Annotated in this window: 18 protein-coding genes; 9 read left to right on the plus strand and 9 right to left on the minus strand. The window is 59.2% G+C overall.

What is annotated here, in order from left to right; translation table 11 throughout:
- Positions 1-64 precede the first annotated feature (64 nt).
- The 4 genes from G449_RS0104535 to G449_RS0104550 all read left to right on the plus strand — a co-directional run bounded on the left by G449_RS0104535 (position 65) and on the right by G449_RS0104550 (position 9,494).
- The gene (locus G449_RS0104535; protein WP_027180710.1) at positions 65-3,217 is read left to right on the plus strand and encodes an MdtB/MuxB family multidrug efflux RND transporter permease subunit; all 3,153 of its coding nucleotides are present in this window, start codon (positions 65-67) and stop codon (positions 3,215-3,217) included.
- Positions 3,214-6,564 carry an efflux RND transporter permease subunit gene (locus G449_RS16010; protein WP_022658128.1) on the plus strand — a complete coding sequence of 1,117 codons (3,351 nt, stop codon included), beginning with the start codon at positions 3,214-3,216 and terminating at the stop codon, positions 6,562-6,564. Before G449_RS0104535 ends, G449_RS16010 begins: the two co-directional genes overlap by 4 nt.
- 47 nt (positions 6,565-6,611) lie before the next feature.
- Complete coding sequence (locus G449_RS0104545) at positions 6,612-8,237, plus strand: diguanylate cyclase (protein ID WP_081640449.1); 1,626 nt, start codon at positions 6,612-6,614, stop codon at positions 8,235-8,237.
- Between the two features lie 81 nt (positions 8,238-8,318).
- On the plus strand, positions 8,319-9,494 hold the full coding sequence (locus G449_RS0104550) for an aminotransferase class I/II-fold pyridoxal phosphate-dependent enzyme (RefSeq protein ID WP_027180711.1): 1,176 nt from the start codon (positions 8,319-8,321) through the stop codon (positions 9,492-9,494).
- 77 nt (positions 9,495-9,571) lie between these two features.
- On the opposite strand, the gene G449_RS0104555 is transcribed toward G449_RS0104550, so the two are convergent.
- The 4 genes from G449_RS0104555 to G449_RS0104570 all read right to left on the minus strand — a co-directional run bounded on the left by G449_RS0104555 (position 9,572) and on the right by G449_RS0104570 (position 12,784).
- Entirely contained in the window at positions 9,572-9,859 is a 288-nt protein-coding gene (locus G449_RS0104555) for an HMA2 domain-containing protein (protein WP_022658131.1), read from the minus strand.
- A complete protein-coding gene (locus G449_RS0104560) occupies positions 9,837-11,972 on the minus strand; it encodes a heavy metal translocating P-type ATPase (RefSeq protein WP_022658132.1) in 2,136 nt (711 codons plus the stop codon). The genes G449_RS0104555 and G449_RS0104560 overlap by 23 nt, the downstream gene beginning before the upstream one ends.
- Positions 11,973-12,122: 150 nt before the next feature.
- The gene (locus G449_RS0104565; RefSeq protein ID WP_022658133.1) at positions 12,123-12,377 is read right to left on the minus strand and encodes a hypothetical protein; all 255 of its coding nucleotides are present in this window, start codon (positions 12,375-12,377) and stop codon (positions 12,123-12,125) included.
- A 158-nt stretch (positions 12,378-12,535) separates the two neighbouring features.
- Complete coding sequence (locus tag G449_RS0104570; protein WP_022658134.1) at positions 12,536-12,784, minus strand: FeoA family protein; 249 nt, start codon at positions 12,782-12,784, stop codon at positions 12,536-12,538.
- A 202-nt stretch (positions 12,785-12,986) separates the two neighbouring features.
- Between G449_RS0104570 and G449_RS0104575 the strand changes: the two genes are divergently transcribed.
- Positions 12,987-13,517, plus strand: coding sequence for a hypothetical protein (locus G449_RS0104575; protein ID WP_034604855.1), 531 nt, complete (start codon positions 12,987-12,989; stop codon positions 13,515-13,517).
- Entirely contained in the window at positions 13,517-13,924 is a 408-nt protein-coding gene (locus tag G449_RS0104580; RefSeq protein WP_022658136.1) for a hypothetical protein, read from the plus strand. Before G449_RS0104575 ends, G449_RS0104580 begins: the two co-directional genes overlap by 1 nt.
- A gap of 319 nt (positions 13,925-14,243) precedes the next feature.
- Here G449_RS0104580 and acs read toward each other — a convergent pair whose 3' ends face one another.
- The 5 genes from acs to G449_RS0104600 all read right to left on the minus strand — a co-directional run bounded on the left by acs (position 14,244) and on the right by G449_RS0104600 (position 18,403).
- A complete protein-coding gene (acs, locus tag G449_RS0104585) occupies positions 14,244-16,289 on the minus strand; it encodes an acetate--CoA ligase (protein WP_022658137.1) in 2,046 nt (681 codons plus the stop codon).
- Positions 16,290-16,403: 114 nt separating this feature from the next.
- Positions 16,404-16,730: a hypothetical protein gene (locus tag G449_RS18395; protein WP_159060429.1), complete on the minus strand. Its 327-nt coding sequence runs from the start codon at positions 16,728-16,730 to the stop codon at positions 16,404-16,406.
- 108 nt (positions 16,731-16,838) lie between these two features.
- Positions 16,839-17,609: a Maf family protein gene (locus G449_RS0104590; RefSeq protein WP_022658138.1), complete on the minus strand. Its 771-nt coding sequence runs from the start codon at positions 17,607-17,609 to the stop codon at positions 16,839-16,841.
- A 12-nt stretch (positions 17,610-17,621) separates the two neighbouring features.
- A complete protein-coding gene (gene yfcE / locus G449_RS0104595; protein ID WP_022658139.1) occupies positions 17,622-18,182 on the minus strand; it encodes a phosphodiesterase in 561 nt (186 codons plus the stop codon).
- A complete protein-coding gene (locus tag G449_RS0104600; protein ID WP_022658140.1) occupies positions 18,182-18,403 on the minus strand; it encodes a Trm112 family protein in 222 nt (73 codons plus the stop codon). Before G449_RS0104600 ends, yfcE begins: the two co-directional genes overlap by 1 nt.
- A gap of 113 nt (positions 18,404-18,516) precedes the next feature.
- Here G449_RS0104600 and G449_RS0104605 point away from each other — a divergent pair, with 113 nt between their 5' ends.
- The 3 genes from G449_RS0104605 (at position 18,517) to G449_RS0104615 (ending at position 21,354) form a co-directional block, all read left to right on the plus strand.
- A complete protein-coding gene (locus tag G449_RS0104605; RefSeq protein ID WP_022658141.1) occupies positions 18,517-19,377 on the plus strand; it encodes a PHP domain-containing protein in 861 nt (286 codons plus the stop codon).
- A 102-nt stretch (positions 19,378-19,479) separates the two neighbouring features.
- On the plus strand, positions 19,480-20,889 hold the full coding sequence (locus tag G449_RS0104610) for a GNAT family N-acetyltransferase (protein ID WP_022658142.1): 1,410 nt from the start codon (positions 19,480-19,482) through the stop codon (positions 20,887-20,889).
- Between the two features lie 141 nt (positions 20,890-21,030).
- On the plus strand, positions 21,031-21,354 hold the full coding sequence (locus tag G449_RS0104615; RefSeq protein WP_022658143.1) for a DMT family transporter: 324 nt from the start codon (positions 21,031-21,033) through the stop codon (positions 21,352-21,354).
- Positions 21,355-21,392 lie beyond the last annotated feature (38 nt).

Genomic DNA, 21,392 nt, shown 5'->3' on the forward strand with positions numbered 1-21,392 from the left:
CCCGGCTTTGCCGGAATGCCCTCCGTGTCTTCCACCCCTTCCCGCAAGGGGGAGCATCCTCCATATGAACCTATCGCGCATATTTATTTTACGGCCCATCGCCACCTCCCTGCTCATGGTGGCCCTGTTTCTTTCAGGGCTGCTGGGTTACCGGTATTTGCCCGTGGCGGCCCTGCCGCAGATAGATTACCCCACCATTCAGGTCCAGACGCTGTATCCCGGCGCATCGCCTGATGTTATGGCCTCTGTCATCACGGCTCCCCTTGAGCGCCAGTTTGGCCTCATGCCCGGGCTTGTGCAGATGAGTTCCCTTTCCTCCGCCGGGGCCTCGGTGGTGACCCTGCAATTCGACCTCACGCTGGCGCTGGATGTGGCCGAGCAGGAAGTGCAGGCGGCTATCAATGCTGCCAATAACCTGCTGCCAAGCGATCTGCCTTCGCCGCCAATTTACAACAAGGTCAACCCGGCTGATCCCCCGGTTATCACCCTTGCCGTCACCAGCGATGCCATGCCTCTTACCCGGCTGGAAGACCTGGTAGACACACGCATGGCCCAGAAAATTTCGCAACTGCCCGGCGTGGGCCTTGTGACGCTTTCGGGCGGGCAGCGCCCCGCCGTGCGGGTGCAGGTGAACCCCAAGGCGCTGGCCAATGTGGGGCTTACCCTCGCTGATGTGCGTACGGCTATTTCCACGGCCAACGTCAACAACGCCAAGGGCAGCTTTGACGGCCCGGAACGGGCCAGCACCATTGACGCCAACGATCAGCTTGCCTCTGCCGATGCCTATGCCGAGGCCATAATCGGCTACAAGGGCGGCGGCCCACTGCGCCTGCGCGATGTGGCCGAAGTGGTGGAGGGTGCCGAGAACGCCCGCCTCGCGGCCTATGTGGCAGGGGAGGGCATGAGCTTTCGGCCTGCTATCGTACTCTCGGTGCAGCGCCAGCCAGGAGCCAACGTCATAGACGTTGCGGACAGGGTTTTGCGGCTTTTGCCTGTGCTCAAACAGACCTTGCCCGGCAATGTGGACGTGCGCGTGGTTACAGACCGCACCACCACCATCCGCGCCACGGTGCACGACGTGCAGCTTGAGTTGCTGCTGGCTGTGGCTCTGGTGATCTGGGTCATCTGGCTGTTTTTGCGCAATGCCAGAGCCACCATTATTCCCGCTCTGGCCGTGCCTCTTTCGCTGGTAGGCACCCTTGGGGTCATGCATCTTGCCGGGTACTCGCTGAACAATCTCACGCTCATGGCTCTGGTTATCGCCACCGGCTTTGTGGTGGATGACGCCATCGTGGTGATCGAAAATATCTCGCGGTATCTGGAGCAGGGGCAAAAACCCGTACAGGCCGCCCTGACCGGGGCAGGGCAGATAGGCTTTACCATTATTTCGCTGACCATTTCGCTGGTGGCGGTGCTTATTCCCCTGCTGTTCATGGGAGATGTGGTGGGGCGGCTGTTCCGCGAGTTTGCGGTAACCCTGGCCGTGACCATTCTTATTTCTGCGGTTATTTCGCTCACGCTCACGCCCATGCTCTGCGCCATCATGCTGCGGCCAGAGCAGCATGACGGGAACCACGCGCAGCAGGGGAGTGGCCGATTTTTTACTCGCCTGCTCGCCTGGTATGAAGAAAAACTCGACTGGGTACTGCAACACCAGAGCCTGACCCTGGCAGTGGCGGTGGGCACGCTGGTGCTCACGGTTCTGCTGTATATCGGCGTACCCAAAGGATTTTTCCCCGTGCAGGATACGGGCGTCATCCAGGGGGTGGCCGAAGCGCCGCAGGATACGTCCTTTGAGGCCATGGCTGGGCGGCAACGCCAACTGGCCGACCTCATACTGCAAGACCAGGCGGTTGAGAGCGTGGTGTTTTTTGTGGGCGTGGACGGCGTCAACCAGAGCATGGGGACTTCGCGCCTTTCTGTGGAACTGAAGCCGCTGGAAGACCGTGATGCCCGCGCGCCTGCCATAGCGCGCCGTATTATGGAAAAGTCCACCGCCCTGCCCGGCATGACCCTGTATTTGCAGCCCGTGCAGGACCTGACCATAGAAGACCGTATTTCGCGCACCCAGTACCAGTTTTCAATTGAAGCACTGGACAGGGATCAGCTGGATCACTGGTTGCCGCGCATTGTGAACGCCCTTGCCCAGCGGCCAGAGCTTGAAATGGTCACAAGCGACTACCTGAATCCGGGCCGCATGGCATGGCTGAACATTAACCGTGACGCCGCCGGCCGCCTTGGCATAAGCATGTCGACCATTGACAACGCCCTGTACGATGCCCTTGGGCAGCGGCTGATTTCAACCATTTTCACTCAGACCAACCAGTACAAGGTCGTGCTCGAAACCGCCCCCCGCTTCCGCATGGGGCCGCAGTCCATTGAAAATATCTATGTTTCGGGCGGCGACGGCAAACCAGTGCCGCTCACAAGCCTGGCAACGCTTGAGGAGCGCCCCGTGCGGCTTTCCATCGCGCGTCAGGGGCAGTTCCCTGTGGCGACCATTTCTTTCAACGTGGCGCGTGGTTCTTCGCTGGGCGCGGCGGTCAAGGCTGTGGAGGAAACCGAAAAAGAACTGGAACTGCCCACGGCCCTGCGCACCCAGTTGCAGGGCGCGGCCAAGGCCTTCACCACGTCTACGGACAATCAGGTCTGGCTTATTCTGGCGGCCATCATCACCATGTATATTGTGCTGGGCGTGCTGTACGAGAGTTACGTTCACCCCGTCACCATCCTTTCCACCCTGCCGTCTGCGGGCGTGGGGGCGCTGCTGGCCCTGATACTGGCAGATATGGATCTTGGCGTGGTGGGCATCATCGGCATCATTCTGCTTATCGGCATCGTCAAGAAAAACGCCATCATGATGATCGACTTTGCGCTGGATGCGGAACGCAACGAAGGCAAGGAGCCGCTTGCCGCCATTCGTCAGGCCTGCCTGCTGCGGCTGCGGCCCATCCTCATGACCACAATGGCGGCCCTGCTGGGCGCATTGCCTCTCATGGTCGGCTGGGGCATGGGCGCGGAACTGCGGCGCCCTCTGGGCGTGACCATGGTGGGCGGGCTTATTTTCAGTCAGGCGCTCACCCTGTTCACAACGCCTGTCATCTATCTGTGGTTTGACCGCGTGAGCCGCCGCTTCAAGGGCCATAAGGCAGCCAGCGGGGCAGGGCAGGACGGAACCGCAGCGCAGAGCAAGCCACAGCAAGAGGCCCGGCCATGAGTACAGAGCGGCAAGACGCGGAAAATCCGCCTCTGCAAGGCCATTCTGCTGAACAGGCCGACAATGCCGTCACTCCGCCTAGGCCGGAGGCATCTGCCCGCCCTGGCCGTGCAAGCAGGCTCAAAGCTCTGCTGGAACAGGGCCGCAGGCATCGTTTTGGCCCTGAGGCATTGCCAGCCAATCTTTCCGCTCCTTTTATCCGGCGGCCTGTAGCCACAGCCTTGCTGACCTTTGCCCTTGCCCTTGCGGGTATAGTGGCTTTTGGCCTGTTGCCCGTGGCTCCCTTGCCGCAGGTGGATTTTCCCGTGGTGATCGTGCGTGCAAAGCTGCCCGGCGCAGGGCCGGAAACCATGGCCGCCACGGTGGCCACGCCGCTTGAGCGCTCGCTTGGGCGCATTGCAGGGGTCACGGAAATGACCTCCAACAGCACATTGTCCAATACGGAAGTCATCCTCCAGTTCGACCTTGACCGGAACATTGATGGCGCGGCCAGAGACGTGCAGTCGTCCATCAACGCCGCCCGTTCCAATCTGCCCACCATGCCTTCCAATCCCACCTACCGTAAGGTGAATCCGGCGGGCGCGCCCATCATGATTCTGGCTATTACCTCCGATGTGCTGACCCGTACCCAGTTGTACGATACGGCCTCCACCGTACTTGCGCAAAAAATTTCGCAGTTGCCGGGTGTGGGCGAGGTTATTGTGGGCGGCGGCGCGCTGCCCGCAGTGAGGGTGGATGTAATCCCCGATGCGCTCAATCGCGCGGGCCTGACCATGAGTGATGTGCGCAGCGCCCTGGCGGCTGCCAACGCATTCATGCCCAAGGGGCAGGTGGAGAGCGGGGGCCAGTTTTGGCTGATCGGGGCCAGCGACCAGTTGCGCAGGCCTGAAGACTATAAGTCGCTTATTGTTGCCCGCAGGGGGGATAAAACCATACGCCTTTCTGATGTCGCCGAGGTCAAAGACGGGCCGGAAGACGTGCGCGCCATGGCTGTATCTGACGGCAAACCGGCGGTGCTGCTGATTGTGTTCCGTTCGCCCGGGGCCAACATCATTGAGACTGTTGATCAGGTAAAGGAAATGCTGCCGCAGTTGCGCTCATGGCTACCGGAGAGCGCCGATCTGGGGCAGAGGCTAGACCGCTCGCTGACCATTCGCGCCTCGCTGCGCGAAGTGGAAAAAAGCCTGGCGCTTTCCATGGCTCTGGTCGTGCTGGTGACGTTTCTGTTTTTGCGCAACGGCAGGGCCACGGCCATTCCGGCGGTGGCTGCTCCAGTGTCCTTGCTGGCGACCTTTGGCGTCATGTATCTGTGCGGCTACAGCCTGGATAATCTTTCACTCATGGCCCTGACGGTTTCCACGGGCTTTGTGGTGGACGACGCCATTGTGGTGCTGGAAAATATTGTGCGGCGGCTGGAAATGGGCGAAACCCCTCTGCGCGCCGCCCTGCGTGGCGCTCGCGAGGTGGGCTTTACCGTTGTTTCCATTTCTATTTCGCTGGTGGCGGTATTCACTCCCATCCTGTTCATGGGTGGGCTGGTGGGGCGGCTGTTCCGTGAATTTTCGGTGGTTCTTACCACTGCCGTGCTGGTTTCCATGGTGGTTTCGCTGACCACCACGCCCATGATGAGCGCCCGCCTGCTGCGCTCCAAGGCCCATGAGGAGGCCGCAGCAGCTCAGGCCGCCCGGATTGGCGCGGGCGGGCTTGTGGGCTGGTGCCGGCGGTTGCTTGCCCGCGTGGGCGACTTCTGGGGGCGCATGCTCTCCGGCATGCAAAAGGGGTATGCCGCAACCCTGCCCGTGGTGCTGCGGCACCCGCGCCTGACCATCTGCTCGTTGTTGCTGGTCATTGCCGCCAATGTGTGGATGTATGTGGTTGTGCCAAAAGGATTTTTCCCGCAGCAGGATACTGGCGTCATCATGGGCGGCATACGTGCCGATCAGAGCGCTTCGTTCCAGGCAATGCAGGAAAAGCTGCGCAAACTTATTGACGTCATCAAGGCCGATCCAGCCGTACAGCATGTTTCGGGGCATATCAACGGAGGCCGCGGCGGCGGTGGGGTGTTCATAGCCCTTAAGCCCTTGCCGGAGCGCAAGATAGACGCCATGGGCGTTATTGGGCGGCTGCGCGCCAAACTGGCTGCGGAACCGGGCTTGCAGATTTTTCTGCAACCGGCGCAGGACATCATGATGGGGGGGCGCGGCTCGCGCTCGCAGTACCAGTATACCTTGCAGGCCGACAATCTGGATGATCTGCGCTCATGGGGGCGCAAGTTGCAAAGGGCTATGGCCGCCAACCCCCTGTTCAAGGATGTGGACAGCGATATTGAGGAGCGCGGCCTTGAAACGCTGGTCAAGGTGGATCGTGACGCCTTGGCCCGTTATGGCCTGAGCATGAAGGATGTGGACGCCGCCCTTGGCAATGCCTTTGGGCAAAGTCAGGCATCGACCATCTATCAGGATAAAAACCAGTATCACGTGGTGCTGGAATACGGGCCGGACTGGCTGACCGGGGCCGATGCTCTTGGCAAGGTGCGCCTGCCGGGCGCCAACGGCCTCGTGCCGCTGCTCAGCGTCGCCACGGTGGTTCCCGCTTTTGCGCCCCTTTCTGTGGCGCATCAGGGGCAGTTTGCCGCAGTGACCCTTTCTTTCAACCTTGCGCACGGCGTGTCTCTTTCGCAGGCGCAGGAGGCTCTGGCTGCCATCAAGACGGAGCTTGCCATGCCATCATCTGTGGTAAGCGGTTTTCAGGGTACGGCAAAAATGTTCAGCGATACCGCAGGCAATCAGGTTGTGCTGGTGCTGGCGGCTCTGGCCGCGCTGTATATTGTGCTGGGCATGCTTTACGAAAGCCTCATCCATCCGCTGACCATCCTTTCAACCCTGCCTTCGGCGGGCGGCGGGGCCTTGCTGGCCTTGATGGCCTGCGGCATGGAGTTTAGCGTTATTGCGCTTATTGGCGTGTTGCTGCTCTGCGGCATTGTCAAAAAGAACGCCATCATGATGATCGACTTTGCCCTGGAGGCTTCGCGCACACGCAATCTGCCGCCGGATAAAGCGATTTTCGAGGCCTGCATGCTGCGCTTCCGGCCCATTATGATGACCACGGCTGCGGCCATTCTTGGCGCTGTGCCGCTGGCCCTTGGGCATGGCGATGGCGCGGAAATCCGCCAGCCTTTGGGCGTCACCATCGTGGGTGGCCTGCTGGTCAGCCAGCTGCTGACGCTCTACACGACCCCGGTGGTCTATCTGTGCCTTGACCGCCTGAGCCGCCGCTTCAATCTCTGGCGCAAAACAAGGCGTCGGGCAGTGACGCGGCAGAGCAAAGAAATCATAGTCAAACCATAAGTTTTTAGCGCAGCCCCATTGCCCTTTGCCTGCATTTGGGAAAGGATATGGTCATTCCCTCATCTGATGATCCAGCGAGGAATGCCATGTACCACCACACGCTGCACATCCTGTTGCTCAGTTCCGATCCTTTGCTGGAGGCTTCGTTGCGCGCTGCCGCGCCGCGTCCCGGCTTTGCCCACATATTCAGTGCCGACCAAAATCCGGAGTCTGACGCTCAGGCCCAATGCGCCGGGGCCGATATTGTGTTGCTGGACGCGGCCCGGCTTGGGCATCTGCCTGGCATTCGCCGCGTTGCCAGACCTGACGCCCTTTTCATCTTTGCGGGCGATGCCCAGCCCGAGGCAGAATATCTGCCGCTGCTCGATGATGTATGGCTAGGCCCCGCAAGCGCCAGCCTGTACGACTTTCACGTGGCCCGCCTGCTGGATGCGGTGCGCCAGCGCCGGGATCATGACCTCACAACCCTGCACCTGAACGCCGCCATTGACCTGACCACGGATCTTGTGTGGTTCAAGGATGCCAAGGGCGCACACGTAAAGGTGAACGAAGCCTTTTGCCGCCTTGTGGGCAAGAGCCGCGAGGTTGTTGAAGGGCGCGGGCATTACTTCATATGGAATCTTGAGCCGGAGGAATACGCCCAGGGCGAATTTGTCTGTCTTGAGACGGATCAGATCGTCATGAACTCGCGTGATGTTGGTTTTTTTGACGAGGTGGTCAAGGCCCCGCAGGGCATGCGCCAGTTCAAGACGCGCAAGGCCCCCCTGTTCAATGTCGACGGCAGCGTTATGGGAACCGTGAGCATTGCCCGCGATGTGACCGATATTGCCAACATGACTGCTGAGCTTGATCTTGTTTTGCAAAGTATCCCGTATGCTGTCATGCTTCTGGATGCGGACATGCGTATTGTCAATTTTAACGGGCGGTTCAGAAAGCTCTTTGGCATTACGGATACGGATTACATCATCGGCGAGAAGCGCGAGGTATTTCGCAAAAGGGCCATTGAGCGCCTGGGCTTTGCCCGCAACGGCAAGTACGTCAAGATGCGGTCAGCCGTGGATGGACATGGGCGCTTTATTGATATGTATGAGGAGAATATCCTCGACATATTCAACAATGTGATAGGCATGATCTGTATCTACCGGGATGTGACCCGGCAAAGGCAGATTGAAAAGCGGCTCAAAGAGCGGGCCAATACGGATGAACTGACGGGCCTTTTCAACCGTCATTATTTTTTCAGGCAGATACCTGTCACCTTGCCCCTGGGCGCGGGGCTTGCCTATGTGGATCTGGACAACTTCAAGCACGTCAACGACAAGTATGGCCATTACACGGGCGACAAAGCTCTGGTGCTGACAGCCCAGTTGTTGCGCAAGCACCTGCGGGGTGCGGTGATCGCCCGTTTGGGCGGGGATGAGTTTGCCGCCTACTTTCCCGAAGGGTGTACGGAAGAAAACCTGCGCACCTGTGCCAGCGATTTGCTGGACGCCATGATTGAAGCGTATGACGCGCACGAGGCGTATCAGGGGCTTTCGGCCAGCATTGGCGTTGCGCTGGTTGAGGATCAGGGGCTTTCGCGCGAAGATATGGTGCGGCGGGGCGATCTGGCCATGTATACGGCAAAGCGCCTTGGCAAGAGACGTTACTGTTTTTACACAACCAGCCTTGAGTAGCGGGCAGGGCGTTCCCGGTGGAAACGCCCCCTGTCACAGGGCAGACACGGGCCGGGTACGGGCCGGATTCGGGTGCAGACCATGCGTGTTCCAGCATTTGAGCTTGAAGTATTTTTTGGCAAATACGAATTTTCCACGCCATATCTTCTGGCGCAGTCAGACTGCGAGGCCATGAGCATTGACGCCCTGCTGGGGTTGGAGCCGGATGCGGCCTCAGCCCGGCAGGATTTTTTGAATACCAGCCTTGGCTATGGCGAAAACAACGGCAGGCCCGATCTTCGCCGCGCGGTGGCGGGCCTGTACGCAAACATGCCCGAAGAAAATGTGGTGCTGTTCACCGGCGCGCAGGAGGGCATTTTTGCCTGCATGAACTCCCTGCTTGAGCCGGGGGACCACGTGGTGTGCATGTTCCCGGCCTATCAGTCCTTGTATGAGGTGGCCCGAAGCCTGGGCGGCCACGTGGACTTCTGGCATCTGCGACAGACGGAGCAGGGCTGGCAGGGTGATATGGACGAACTGGCAGCGTTGCTGCGGCCCGACACCAAGGCCATCGTGCTCAATACGCCGAACAATCCCACGGGTTTTACCCTGAACCGGGAACAGACCGACAGGCTGTGCGAGCTGGCTCGCCAGCGTGGAGCCTGGATTTTCTGCGATGAAGTCTACCGGGGATTGGGCTGGAACCCGGAAAGCGTAAGGTCAGAGGCTACCGCAGGTGCGCTGCGGGCAGGCGACAATGCGCCCTGGATTGCAGATGCGTACGAAAAGGGTATTTCGCTCGGCGTGCTCAGCAAGGCCTATGGCCTGCCGGGCTTGCGCGTGGGCTGGCTGGCCTGCCGGGACACCGCACTGATGGAAGACGTGGCGCGCTACAAAAACTATCTGAGCATTTGCGGGGCAACGCCTTCAGAGGCGCTGGCCCTTGTGGCTCTGCGGCACGGGGAGCATCTGCTGTCAAAAAATCGGGGCATTATCAGCGAGAACCTCAAGACGGCAGACGCTTTTTTTGCCCGCCATGCCCACATGTTTACCTACAACCGCCCTCAGGCTGGCCCCATTGGCTTTCCGCGCATACGGCTCAGCGAACCTGTGAGCGATTTTTGCGAAAGGCTGGCTCATGAAGCCGGGGTTTTGCTGTTGCCGGGTTCAGTATACGGCATCAAGGAACCCTATTTCCGCATGGGTTATGGCCGTAAAAGTTTTGAGGCCCACCTCTCCCGGTTTGAGCAATGGCTGGTGAAAACGGGCCTTGCATAAAAATGGCTTAAAATGTTTGGGGATTACCCCACCATATGCAACAAACCCCGCGAGGCTTTGCCCTGCGGGGTTTGTTTTCAGAACTGGGGGACAGCGCTGTCTTTGCCAGCGTTGACGGCATCAAGATATCGCGCCCAGGCTTCGCCAATGGCAAAAAGTTTTTCGCGGGGGATTGCCGCGCTGTCATACGTAATCAGTATTGAGCCGCTGACGCTGTTGCCTTCCACAGCATGCACACCGTTGATGGCTTCCATTTTCTCGCGGGCCAGCCGCAGTACGCTTTCGTGTCGCAGGGCGGGGTGGCGTATGCGCACCCTGCCGTCTACAAAACTGCGTACATACCTAAGCAGATGGATGGCGTTCATAATGGAACTCCTCGCCGGGCAGACTTTTCGGCAGGTGGGGGCGCATGGCGTTAAGGGCAACGCCAAGGGTAGTCAGGTTGTGCAGCAGGGCGGAAACGCCCGGCCCAAGCACCATGAACAGGCCTCCCATCAGGAACAGGCTGTTGAGGGTCATTGTGGCCACAAAATTCCCGTGAATGCGGCGCAGGGTGTGGTTGCCCAACAGGCGGGCGCTGACCAACCCCTCAAGGCTGGGATGGGTCAGCAGCACGTTGGCCACTTCGCGGGCCAGGTCTGTACCGTCGCTCATGGCAACGCCCACATGCGCCGCTGACAGGGCAGGGGCATCGTTGATGCCGTCGCCCACCATGAGCACCTTGCAGCCTTCTGCCGCCAGTTCCTGCACAATGCGGGCTTTGTCCGTAGGCAGCACCTGTGCGCGAAATTCCGTAATGCCCACCTGCGCCGCTACGGCTCTGGCCGTGCGCTCGTCATCTCCAGTCAGCATGAGTACCCGGCGCATGCCAAGGCCACGCATGGCTTCAACCACACGTGCCGCCTCGGGCCGCAGGGGGTCTTCAATGGATACCAGCCCGGCGGCCTGTCCGTCCTCGCTCATGAACAGCAGGGAACGGCCAAGTTCGGTCTGCTGGCCGATAGCTTCAGCAAGGGGCGAAAGGTCAACGCCTTCATCGTGCTCAATATAGTGGCGGCTTCCCACCCGCATTTTTTTGCCGTGCAGGGTGGAGGCAACGCCGTGCGCCACCACGTATTCCACGTGGGCGTGTTCCTCTGCGTGTTGCAGGTTTTCTTCCTCAGCCTTGCGCACAACCGCGCGGGCCACAGGGTGGGGAAAATGTTCTTCAAGGCAGGCCATGATGCGTAGCACTTCGTCCCGCTCAAAGCCAGGGGCCGGGATGACCTCCACAACCTTGGGGCTGGCCTGGGTGAGGGTGCCTGTTTTGTCAAAGACCAGCGTATCAGCCTCGCTCAGGGCCTCAAGGTAGCGGCCGCCCTTGATGGCAATGCCGTGGCGCGCGCCTTCGCGCATGGAGGCCAGCACCGCCAGCGGCGTGGCGAGCTTGAGGGCGCACGAGTAATCCACCAGCAGCACGGATGATGCGCGGCGGAAATCGCGGGTGATCAGCCACACAAGCCCGGCAAGGCCAAAGGTAAAGGGCACGGCCAGATCAGCCAGCCTTTCAAACTTGCCCTGCACGCCCGCCTTGAGCGATTCGGACTCTTCAATGAATTTTACAACCTGCCGCAGGCGTGTGCCATCGCCCACATGGCGGGCGCGGATCACAATCCGCCCTTCTTCAAGGGCTGTTCCGGCGTATACAGAAGCACCTTCTGTGCGGCGCACGCCAAGGGGTTCGCCTGTCATGGACGACTGGTTCACAAGGCCGCAGCCTTCGGCAACTTCGCCGTCCACCGGGATGGAGCCGCCAGCATGCACAACCACAAGGTCGCCCTCGCGCACCTGCGCCAGAGGAACGGAAACTTCGGTGCCGTCTACCAGCAGCCAGACGTTTTCCACATTCAGGGCAAGGCTTTCGGTCAGCGAAGCCATGGAGCGGCGTCTTGTCCAGTCTTCAAGGGTTTCGCCCAGCCCCAGCAGCAGGGTAAGCATGCTGACCGTGCGGAAGTCGCCCATGATGAGCGACGCGCCAATGGCGGCAGCGTCCAGCACGTCAACGCTCAGGGTGCCGCGCAAAAGCGCGCCCAGACCTTTGAACAAAAAGGGCAGCGCGCCCATGACGCTGTTGAACACGCGCAGGGCCAGCGGTAAAAAGGGGCGCACAAAAACATAGCGCACCAGAGGCATAAACCCCTGACCGGGCGAAAGAGCGCTCTCGTAGTGCTGCCCCTGGATATCAAACTGACCGCCTGCGTCAGCCGCGCCTACCAGCAGGGTGAGGGCGGTAACGCGCGCTTCTTCCTTGTCATAAAAAATCAGCAGGCTGCCGATCAGGGCATTGGCGCGCACTTCTGTGATGCCCTCAAGCGAAGCCAGAGCCCCGGCCAACGCCTCAATGCGCCCCTCGCCAAGGCAGCTCGATGCGCGTACGCGCATTCTGCCGGATTCCGGCGTTGTGATGCCACGCAATTCATGAACAATAAAAAAACGCATGCGCGCTCCTTGAAGCGAGGCGGCCTGGGCCGCACTGTCCTGAACGATCCTCTGCCTACAGCGGAGGATTGAGAGTTTGCGTGCCGCCCGAAAGCTCGGGCGGCACTGGCAGCTTCAGCACCGGAAAAGGCGCTGCAAACAACTGCTGGATTAGACCTCGGCGGCGTCCTTGGTGGTCTTGCGCTTTTCTGCGGCAAGGCGGGCCTCGGCGGTGAGGTCTTCCACATCTTCCTTGATGGCTTCAACCTTGCTCAGCAGGGCGTCTTTTACGTCCATGCCGCGGCTCAAAAGGTCAGTGGCCAGGGGCTTGAAATCCAGTTTGCCCTTGCTTACGGCCACCGCGCCGAGCACACCCAGGGCAACGCCGCCCAAAAACCACAATCCGCACTTCATGCCTTCGTTCATTTTCCTTCTCCTTGCTCGTGTGTGTCCAGATTCGGTCAGCGATTCCAGCATGCGGCAGATGGCCGAATCGAGATAATAGTCCAGCCTCCGTCCGGTCGCTTACTTGCGACCGGACGGTAAAACTGGCAAATTTTCAGGGTAGGATGCTTAGATAAAAGCTAGCTGGACGCGCCGGAAAGGTCAACCTTGATAAAGTCGGCTTCGCTGTTGCGCAAGGAGATGGTTACGCCTGAAAGGCGCAAGGCGACAGGATCCTTAAGAGGCGCGCGGCCTACAATGGAGACCGTGGTGCCGGGGATAAGACCCATGTCGCGGATGCGGCGGTTCATTTCGCCGAGGGCTTCAACGGCTGCAATCTTTCCCTGCTGTCCTACTTGCATCTGACGCAGATTGACAATCTGGCTCATGCGTGCACTCTCTATGTTTGATGCTGGTGGCAAATTTGTTCAATGGCTTTTAACCGTTCTGGATGAGCAGCCTGGGTGTGTAACCCTTGCTGTAATCCACAGAACAACCTTGCCTTCATTACGGTTCTGTGTCAAGAGAAAAGAAAGTCGTTTTCAAATTTGATAGCAGATCAGGGCTTTAGCCCTGCAACAAGGAGAGGCCATGTTTCCTCAATATGTAGCACATAGTATGGAAGGCCGGGCGCGTTTGCGCCATCCTGCTCTGGGTGAGGTTGCCGTGCGCAGCGCTGTGCAGAAAGCGCTTGGCAAAGAGAAGGACGTGCTTGAGGTGCGCCCCGGCTCTGAATCCGTGCTGCTGATTCTCAAACCCGGTGTGAACGTTGCCAGCCTGTGCCAGCGGCTGGAACAGAGCGTGCCGATTCTGGCCCGTCCTCAGGCCGAGGTAGCTGCTGAGCTGCGCGCCGCGGCACGCGCCCGTCGGGGGGAGCAGTGGCGGAGCAAGTGGGGTGACAAGAGCGCTGCAACCAAGGGTTTTTCTTTAGGCAGCAGGGGTGACAAGAGAAATATTCTGGGCATTTCACAGCGAAAGCTCGAAGTTCGGGCCATGCTGGGCGTGGCAGGGGTGTGCCTGGCTTCCGGCCTGTCCGGGCCCAAGCCGCTGCATCTGCTGGCGGGCCTTGCCTGGGCCTTGATGGCCAGCCGCCACGTGTGGGTTCGGCGCAAGGCTGTTTAATGAAAGCTTCCGTTGACAGTGTACGCGCTGCCTGTGCGCGTTGCGGCGCATTTGCAGGCAAGTGGCTGCTGACGATATTTGTGGCTGTGGCAGCCTTTGCTCTTGCGGCGCAGGCTCTGGCTCTGGTGCTGGCGGCTCTTGCCCTCTTGCTGATTGCCTTGTGCCTTGCCTCCATGTGCATGCCTGAAGAAAGCCGGGCTGTGTGGGCGTGGATGCGTGACACGCTGGGGCGCTGGAGCGCTGTGGCTGGAACCGATAAGACGGATGGTGCGCAATCGCCCGCTGAACCTGTGCAGGGTGAACCTATGCAGAATAAATCGGCGCAAAATGAATCGGTGCAGGCTGCAGGTGCTGCCCTGAATGACCCGCAGAAAGGCGACTCCCGGCGGGAAGAACCATCAAAGTAGACAGAGCCTCTCAGAGGAATCTGTAAATCCGCGGTCAGCCTCGGGCCAGGGCACAATGGCCTGGTCTGATTGGCGGTTGGCGGCAGCTTGGCTGACGCAGAAAATCCTCTTTTTGCAGGCCAGCGACCGGAACATACCTCAACAAACCAGCGCGAGCCTGCGGTCAGGCTCATTTTATCAGTCTGGCTTTGCTGTACATCAGACAGCAGCACACCCCCGCGATGGCACAATCTGCGGGGGTGTGCTGTTTTGCCGGGACGTTGAGGGTGCGCCCCGGTTAGAGTGCAAAGCCGCTCCGGGCAGCCCTGCACCTGAAGTATCAGACCTGCGCGGTTTCGGCAGCGCCTTCGGGGGCGCCTTCCGTTTCGTGCCTGCCTGCAACAAGGTTGCGGTGTCCTTCAATTATTTTGCCGATGACTTCCGGTTCTGCCAGCGAAGTGGTGTCGCCGATGTCTTCATAGCTGTCGCCAGCGATCTTGCGCAGCATACGGCGGATGATCTTGCCCGAGGTGGTCTTGGGCATGGCGTCCACAAACTGGATGAATTCCGGGCTGGCAAGCGCGCCGATGTCGCGTCGCACGGCATCGCGCAGTTTTACGCGCAGTTGCGCGCTCCACGGCACTTCATCCCGGGTCACCACATAGGCGTAGATGCCTTCGCCCTTGAGGGCGTGGGGCATGGGCACCACTGCGGCTTCGCCAACTTCGGGGCAGGCAGCCAGCACGGCTTCGATTTCTGCCGTGGAAAGCCGATGCCCAGACACGTTGATGGAGTCGTCCACGCGTCCCAGAATCCAGAAGTAGCCGTCCTGATCAACTTCTGCCGCATCGCCTGACGAATAGCAGCCAAAGCGTGAGAAGTAGGACTGGTACTTTTCTTCATCATTATACACGCCCTGCATCATGCCGGGCCAGGGGCGGCGGATGACGAGATGCCCGGCCTTGCTGCCCGCTTCGGCTTCGTCGCCGTCACGCGAGGCAGTGCCTATAACCGCAGCGTCAATGCCAGGCAGGGGCTTGGAGGCCGACCCGGGCTTGAGCTTGGTGGCATAGGGCATGGGGGCGATCATGGCGCCGCCGGTTTCGGTCTGCCACCATGTGTCCACGATGGGCAGTTCGCCGCCGCCGATGTTTTTGTGGTACCACTGCCACGCTTCGGGGTTGATGGGCTCGCCCACACTGCCGAGAATGCGGAGGCTGCGCAGGTCGTAGCGCTCTGTCCAGGCCTCGTTCATACGCATGAGCGAGCGGATGACCGTGGGCGCGGTATAGAAGATGTTGACCCGGAAGTTCTCCACAATGCGCCAGTAGCGGTCAGGGTATGGCCATGTGGGTACGCCTTCAAACATGAGCGTGGTGGCCCCAAGCGAAAGCGGCCCGTACACGCCATAGGTGTGGCCTGTGATCCAGCCTGCATCTGCCGTGCACCAGTACACATCGTCGTCGCGCATGTCGAAGCACCACTGCGTGGAGTGCGCCGCGTATGTGAGGTAGCCGCCCGTGGAATGCATGACGCCCGTGGGCTTGCCCGTGCTGCCGCTTGTGTGCAGCAGGAAGAGCGTATCGTTGGCATCCATGGGCTCGCAGGGAAAGTCCGGGTTAAGGGTAAAGTCATCAATCAGGTCATGCCACCACACATCGCGGTTGCGCTGCATGTTGACGCCGTCAATACCGGCATGCTTGACCACAACCACGTGCGCCACCGAGGGGCACTTTTCAAGGATGGGATCAAGATTGGCCTTGAGGGGCTTGAACTTGCCCCCGCGCACCGCCGCGTCCGCCGTGATGACAACGCGAGCTTTGCAACCCTGAATACGACTGCGCACGCCGCCCTCCGCATAGCCGGAAAAGATGGCCGTGTGGATGGCGCCAATGCGGGCGCAGGCCAGCATGGCAATAAAAAGTTCCGGAATCATGGGCATGTACAAAGCCACATGATCGCCCTTGCGGATGCGCAGCGAACTCAAAGCATGCGCAACGCGGCACACCTCTGTATAGAGCATCTGGTAGGTGTAGCAGCGAACGTCTGTTTCTTTTTCGCCCTGCCAGATAAGCGCGGCCTTGTTGCGCCGCCCAGAGATGAGGTGCCTGTCGATACAGTTAAAGGAGGCATTAAGTTTGCCGCCTGTAAACCACTTGTATTTATGGTTTACCTCATCTGCTTCCAGTACTTTGTCCCAGCGTTTGAACCAATGGATCAACTGCGATGCTCGCGCACCCCAAAAGTCGTTGGGGTCTTCCAGTGCGCGGCTGCAGAGAGCGTCATATTCTTCTGGCCCACATACCCATGCAGAAGTTTTGCCGTGCTCAGGTGGAAGATAGCTGCGGTTCTCATTTAACAGCGTTGTGATCCTTTCCTGGGACATGATTAAATCCTCCCTCCTGTGTGTTGCATAGAATTTCTAGAGGTGAAATGATTCCATGGTACAGCACTAAAAATATTTTAGAGAGGCGTCAAGAGCCTGGAATTGATTGATCTTTCAGTCATACCTGTACATATTTTCACAAAGTGGCATAAATGGCAACCTAGGATACCAGTCTATGCGGATTGGAACGCCATACCAATTGAAGAAATAATTCACAATTAACGGCAAACTTTTTTTGATTTTTTTCAGCACCATTATACAAAGGGCAAAAAAACGCTTCTGCCATTCAAAACAGTTAGGCTGAGGCAAACAGAAAGCACCACCAGACGTTTGCGGTAATCCGGTGCGCAGTGAAAGAAAAGGAATATGACCACGAGGGCAGCGGCGCAGCGGCGAATTTCTCGGCAGCGCGGGCGGGGACAGCAAAAAGCGTGGGCGCATGTTTCCCTGCTTTCGTGGCGCAAGGATGACTGGGGTTGGCCGGTGGGGAAGGGAAAGCAGCCATGACACAGCCCATAGGGCAGCTGTGTCACGGTGAAAAGGGAGTAGTCAGGCGCAGGGCAGCATGAGGCCCCTATCCAGCATGACCTGGGCAAGCTGGGTGACGGGCAGGCCCACCACGGTGCTCCATGAACCGTCAATGCGCTCAACAAGCATGGCTCCCTGCCCCTGGATGGCATATGCGCCTGCTTTGTCGTGCGGCTCACCGGTGTCGAGATAGGCTTGCAGCACAGGCTGAGGCCAGTGGTGGAAGATAACACGGCTGGTGTCGCTGAATAACAGCATGCGGAACGAATCGATACCGCATTCGTCCACATTGGGGCCAGTATTGGTTCCGGCAGGCCCTGAGGCTTGTGCTGGGCTAAAGGCTGCATCGGCAGGCAGCAGCAGGCACACGGCGCTGATAACTTCATGCCCACGACCGTTGAGGCGCTCCAGCATGCGCAAGGCATGGGCCGGGTTTTCCGGCTTGCCAAGAATATCGCCGTCCACAGCCACTACGGTATCTGCGGCCAGAATCACTGGTTGCAATTCATGGTTGGCTGCGCCTTGCTGGCGAACGGCATGCCCTGATGCCAAGGCCTTGGCAGTAGCAGCGCGCCGGGTATAGGCCTCCGGTGATTCGCCCAGTTCCGGGCGTGGTTCATCAGCATTGGTGAGGGCCAGATGGAAGGGGATTCCCCATTCGTTCAAAAACTGCCGCCTGCGTGGCGAGGCAGAGGCCAGGAGCAGTTCAAGGCCTGAGGCCATGCGGAACAGCGGGCGCAAAAATGAGGACGAATCGGCGGCAGCCGGGCACGGGGCAAGATTGTAGGACATGGTAAAGCCTGATTAGCGCGGTGCGGGGGCGTGGCGCAAGATTTCGCCGCCCTGCATGTCCAGCACGCAAAAGACGCCGTTTTCTATAAGGCCGTAGGTGCGGGGCGAGCCGCTCTTGGGCAGGGAAAGGGAGCCGGGGTTCCAGAAGTGCAGGCCATCAATGCTTTCGCCGCGCGGCACATGGGTATGCCCGCGCAAGAGAACCGTTCCGGCCTTGATGCCGGGGCACGGCGGGTGCTCGGGCAGGTGGTGCCCGTGGCTGGCAAAAATGCTCAGGCCGTCTGCTTCAATCCAGGTGGATTCTGTGACTGCAAAGGGCAAAAGGCACAGATCAACCTCGGCATCGCAGTTGCCGCGCACTGCCATCACCGGGCAGGGCAAGGCCGAAAGATCGGGCATGGTTTGCAGTACAGAGCGGGTGTCGTAGCCCTGCGGCAGGGGGTTGCGCGGGCCGTGGTAAACCAGATCGCCCAGCAGCACCAGTGCGTCAGGGGTAAGCTCACGCGCTTTTTCCAGCAAAAAAAGCAGACTTTCAACAGACCCGTGCAGGTCGGAGGCAACAAGCAGACGCATCAGGCGCATTCCTTGGCAGCAGGGTGTTCCCTGTTCCAGTCTTCAAGAGGAATAGCTTCTTCCACAAGCATGATGGGAATATTGTCGCGCACTGGATAGACCACGCCGCAGGCCTTGCAGGCAAAGGCGGCGACTGAACCGTTGTCTTCCAGCGCCACAAGGTTGCCCAGGCATTTGGGGCAAGCAAGAATTTGCAGTAACTCGCGGGTTTCCATAGGCATAAAGAATCCTTCTGTTAATCGTGAGGGGGTAGTCTATCTCCAAGCGTCTTCCAGTTCAAGACTTGCCCCATATTGTCATTTTGCGGTATAATAGTTATCCCATGAAAGATAGTATGAAATTCATCGATCTGCACACGCATTCCACCGCTTCTGACGGTACGGACACCCCGACCCAGCTTGTGGGCAAGGCCCATGCAGCAGGCCTTGCCGCAGTGGCTATTACTGACCACGATACCCTGTCTGGCCTTGATGAGGGGCAGCAGACCGGGCGGGAGCTTGGTATTGAAGTTGTGCGCGGCTGCGAAATTTCGACAGGCACGGAACTGGGCGAACTGCACATCCTTGGCCTGTGGCTACCGGAAAATCCCCAGCCTTTGCTGGAAAAACTGCGCTGGCTGCGCGAAATGCGGGCAGAGCGCAATGTAGGCATAGTAAAAAAGTTGCAGGATCTCGGCTACGACATCAGCATGGAAGAAGTGCTGGCGGCGGCCAGGGGCGAGAGCGTGGGGCGACCGCACATAGCAGCTGTGATGCTGCGAAAGGGCTTTGCCAAGGATCCCCGGCAGGTTTTCAAGGAATTTCTGGGCAGCCGGGGCAAGGCATATTTGCCCAAAACTGTGCTGGAACCTGATGAAAGCGTTCGGTTGCTGGCCTCCATGGGGGCGACGGTATGTCTGGCGCATCCGCTGCTCTGGAAGGCCCCCGCCGGGTGGCTGGACTCCATGGTGGCCCGCCTCAAGGAATACGGGCTCAGCGCCATTGAAGCCTACCACAGTGAGCATTCCGAAGCCGATGTGCGCACCTGTCTGGCCCTGGCCAAGCGTTTTGACCTTGGCGTTTCCGGCGGATCGGACTATCACGGATCAAACAAGCCCACTATCCGTCTGGGACAGGGCTACGGGGGCTTGCGCGTCAGCTCGGCTGTGCTTGAAGGCCTGAAAGAACGCCGCGACGCTGCTGGCCTCCATATCTGACCGCGCCTACCATCGCCCGTTTGCGGCGGCCAAGTCAAACCTCTTGCGCAATCGGGTCACCCGATGTACAGCGGTTTTCCACACTTATCTGGAAGGCATTGCATGCGTATTCTTCATAAACAGCAACATCTTCCCCCTCTTGAGGGGCCACGGCTGGAGCCGCATCCTTTTCGTGGCGCAGGGGTTCCCCCTGACGAACGCGATGGCGCGCCGCTTGTTCCCGTTGCCCGACCCGAGCGCGGGTCAGCCGCGCAGGGCATTGCCGCCCCCCACAGAGAAGCCCCTTCGGGCAAGGACGTAGGCACCGAAGCCTTTGAACTGCGCCAGCTTGGCGAAGAAGATTTTGAGGAGTTTGAGGCTCTGCTGCGCTACGCCTTTCAGGTCAGCACATCTGAAATGGCCCGCATCGGCTGGTCCGACATGGAGATGAAGCAGTCCAAGATGCCCATATTTGAGGCATCGCACGTCATGGGCTGGTTCTACAAGGGGCATCTTGCCTCGCAGATCGTCATCTACCCGATGGAAGTGAACATCCAGGGCGAAATCTGCAAAATGGGCGGCATCACCGGCGTGGCCACCTATCCCGAATACACGGGGCGTGGGCTGATCCATTCGCTCATTGGCAAAAGCCTTGAATACATGCGCTCGCAGCAGCAGATAGTTTCCTACCTCTGCCCCTATTCCATCCCCCTGTACCGCAAGCACGGCTGGGAAATTGTTTCGGACAAGATGACCTTTGCCATCAAGGATACCCAGTTGCCCAAGCGCCACCCCGTGGACGGGCAGATCGAGCGCGTGGACATCGAGTGCGAAGACCTGCACCGCGTTTACAAGTATTTTGCGCTTCAGGAACACGGCGCGCTGATTCGCGGCAAGCTGGAGTGGGAGGAATACTGGCGCTGGGATTCGGACGACGTCATGGCGGCGGTGTACTACAGCGCCGACGGCAAGCCTCTGGGCTATGTTATCTACTACATTGAGAACGAAGTTTTCAGCATCAAGGAAATGGTCTACCTGAACCAGGAGGCCAAGTACGGCATCTGGAACTACATCAGCGCCCATTTCTCCATGATTACCAAGGTGGAAGGAGCCAATTACACTGGCGAACCCATTGCCTTCCAGTTTGAAGACAGTGAAATTGACGAGAGCATTCAGCCCTACGCCATGGCCCGTATTGTGGATGTACAGCGCTTTATCGAACAGTATTCCTTCCAGTTCGAAGACCCCAAGCTGACGCTTGAACTGGAAGTGAGCGATGTCATGGCCCCGTGGAACAATGGCATCTTCCATGTGAGCTGGCGTGACGGGCGTACTTTTTGCGAAAAGGTAAGCACCTGGAGCACAGGGCATCGCCTCTCGCTGGATATCAAAACGCTCACAACGATGCTGATGGGCTACAAGCGGCCCACCTACCTGTACAACAATGACCGCATCGACATGGACTACCACCTGCTGAAAACGCTGGAGACGCTGATTCCGCCGGACAAACCGTATTTTTCGGATTATTTCTGATTTTCGGGAGCAGGATTCGCGGGTTGACACATCTGTGGACAGATGGCAGTTGTACGCCGTTCCGTGGATGCATTGTTCTGTTCTTTTGGGTTTCCGCAGGCCGTGCCTTTTTATCCGAGCCCACGCAGAGGAGTATTGGATATGGCATGGTTTGCATTGAGTTTGGCCGTGGTGACCGAGATTTTGTGGGCGCTCAGCCTCAAGTGGGCTTCTTCGCTGGGCAACTGGCAGGCCGCGGCAGTGCCCATTGTGCTGAGCTTTGTGAATATGGGCCTGCTGGCGCTGGCCATGCGCGGGCTACCGGCGGGGATGACCTATGCCCTCTGGACAGGCGCTGGCACGGTGGGCGTGGTTCTGGGCGGGGCGCTTTTTTTCGGCGACAAGGTTTCGCTGCCCCAGCTGTTTTTCATCGCCCTGATTATCATTGGCAGCGTCGGGACAAAGTTTTTTTCATCCCAGGCATAGGACGTTTTGTCTGCCGCGCCGCGTGATCGGCGAGCTGA

The sequence above is a fragment of the Desulfovibrio desulfuricans DSM 642 genome (assembly GCF_000420465.1).
GTDB classification, from domain to species: Bacteria; Desulfobacterota; Desulfovibrionia; order Desulfovibrionales; family Desulfovibrionaceae; genus Desulfovibrio; species Desulfovibrio desulfuricans.

Excerpts from the sequence above, each read along its gene's own strand:
- G449_RS0104580 (WP_022658136.1), top strand. The coding sequence starts at position 13,517 with ATGAAAGCTTCCGTTGACAGTGTACGCGCTGCCTGTGCGCGTTGCGGC.
- G449_RS0104565 (WP_022658133.1), bottom strand. The coding sequence starts at position 12,377 with ATGAACGAAGGCATGAAGTGCGGATTGTGGTTTTTGGGCGGCGTTGCC.
- G449_RS0104590 (WP_022658138.1), bottom strand. The coding sequence starts at position 17,609 with ATGTCCTACAATCTTGCCCCGTGCCCGGCTGCCGCCGATTCGTCCTCA.
- G449_RS0104560 (WP_022658132.1), bottom strand. The coding sequence starts at position 11,972 with ATGCGTTTTTTTATTGTTCATGAATTGCGTGGCATCACAACGCCGGAA.
- G449_RS0104535 (WP_027180710.1), top strand. The coding sequence starts at position 65 with ATGAACCTATCGCGCATATTTATTTTACGGCCCATCGCCACCTCCCTG.
- G449_RS0104555 (WP_022658131.1), bottom strand. The coding sequence starts at position 9,859 with ATGAACGCCATCCATCTGCTTAGGTATGTACGCAGTTTTGTAGACGGC.
- G449_RS18395 (WP_159060429.1), bottom strand. The coding sequence starts at position 16,730 with ATGCGCCCACGCTTTTTGCTGTCCCCGCCCGCGCTGCCGAGAAATTCG.
- G449_RS0104615 (WP_022658143.1), top strand. The coding sequence starts at position 21,031 with ATGGCATGGTTTGCATTGAGTTTGGCCGTGGTGACCGAGATTTTGTGG.
- G449_RS0104605 (WP_022658141.1), top strand. The coding sequence starts at position 18,517 with ATGAAATTCATCGATCTGCACACGCATTCCACCGCTTCTGACGGTACG.
- acs (WP_022658137.1), bottom strand. The coding sequence starts at position 16,289 with ATGTCCCAGGAAAGGATCACAACGCTGTTAAATGAGAACCGCAGCTAT.
- G449_RS0104545 (WP_081640449.1), top strand. The coding sequence starts at position 6,612 with ATGGTCATTCCCTCATCTGATGATCCAGCGAGGAATGCCATGTACCAC.
- G449_RS0104550 (WP_027180711.1), top strand. The coding sequence starts at position 8,319 with ATGCGTGTTCCAGCATTTGAGCTTGAAGTATTTTTTGGCAAATACGAA.
- G449_RS0104575 (WP_034604855.1), top strand. The coding sequence starts at position 12,987 with ATGTTTCCTCAATATGTAGCACATAGTATGGAAGGCCGGGCGCGTTTG.
- G449_RS16010 (WP_022658128.1), top strand. The coding sequence starts at position 3,214 with ATGAGTACAGAGCGGCAAGACGCGGAAAATCCGCCTCTGCAAGGCCAT.
- G449_RS0104600 (WP_022658140.1), bottom strand. The coding sequence starts at position 18,403 with ATGCCTATGGAAACCCGCGAGTTACTGCAAATTCTTGCTTGCCCCAAA.
- yfcE (WP_022658139.1), bottom strand. The coding sequence starts at position 18,182 with ATGCGTCTGCTTGTTGCCTCCGACCTGCACGGGTCTGTTGAAAGTCTG.
- G449_RS0104610 (WP_022658142.1), top strand. The coding sequence starts at position 19,480 with ATGCGTATTCTTCATAAACAGCAACATCTTCCCCCTCTTGAGGGGCCA.
- G449_RS0104570 (WP_022658134.1), bottom strand. The coding sequence starts at position 12,784 with ATGAGCCAGATTGTCAATCTGCGTCAGATGCAAGTAGGACAGCAGGGA.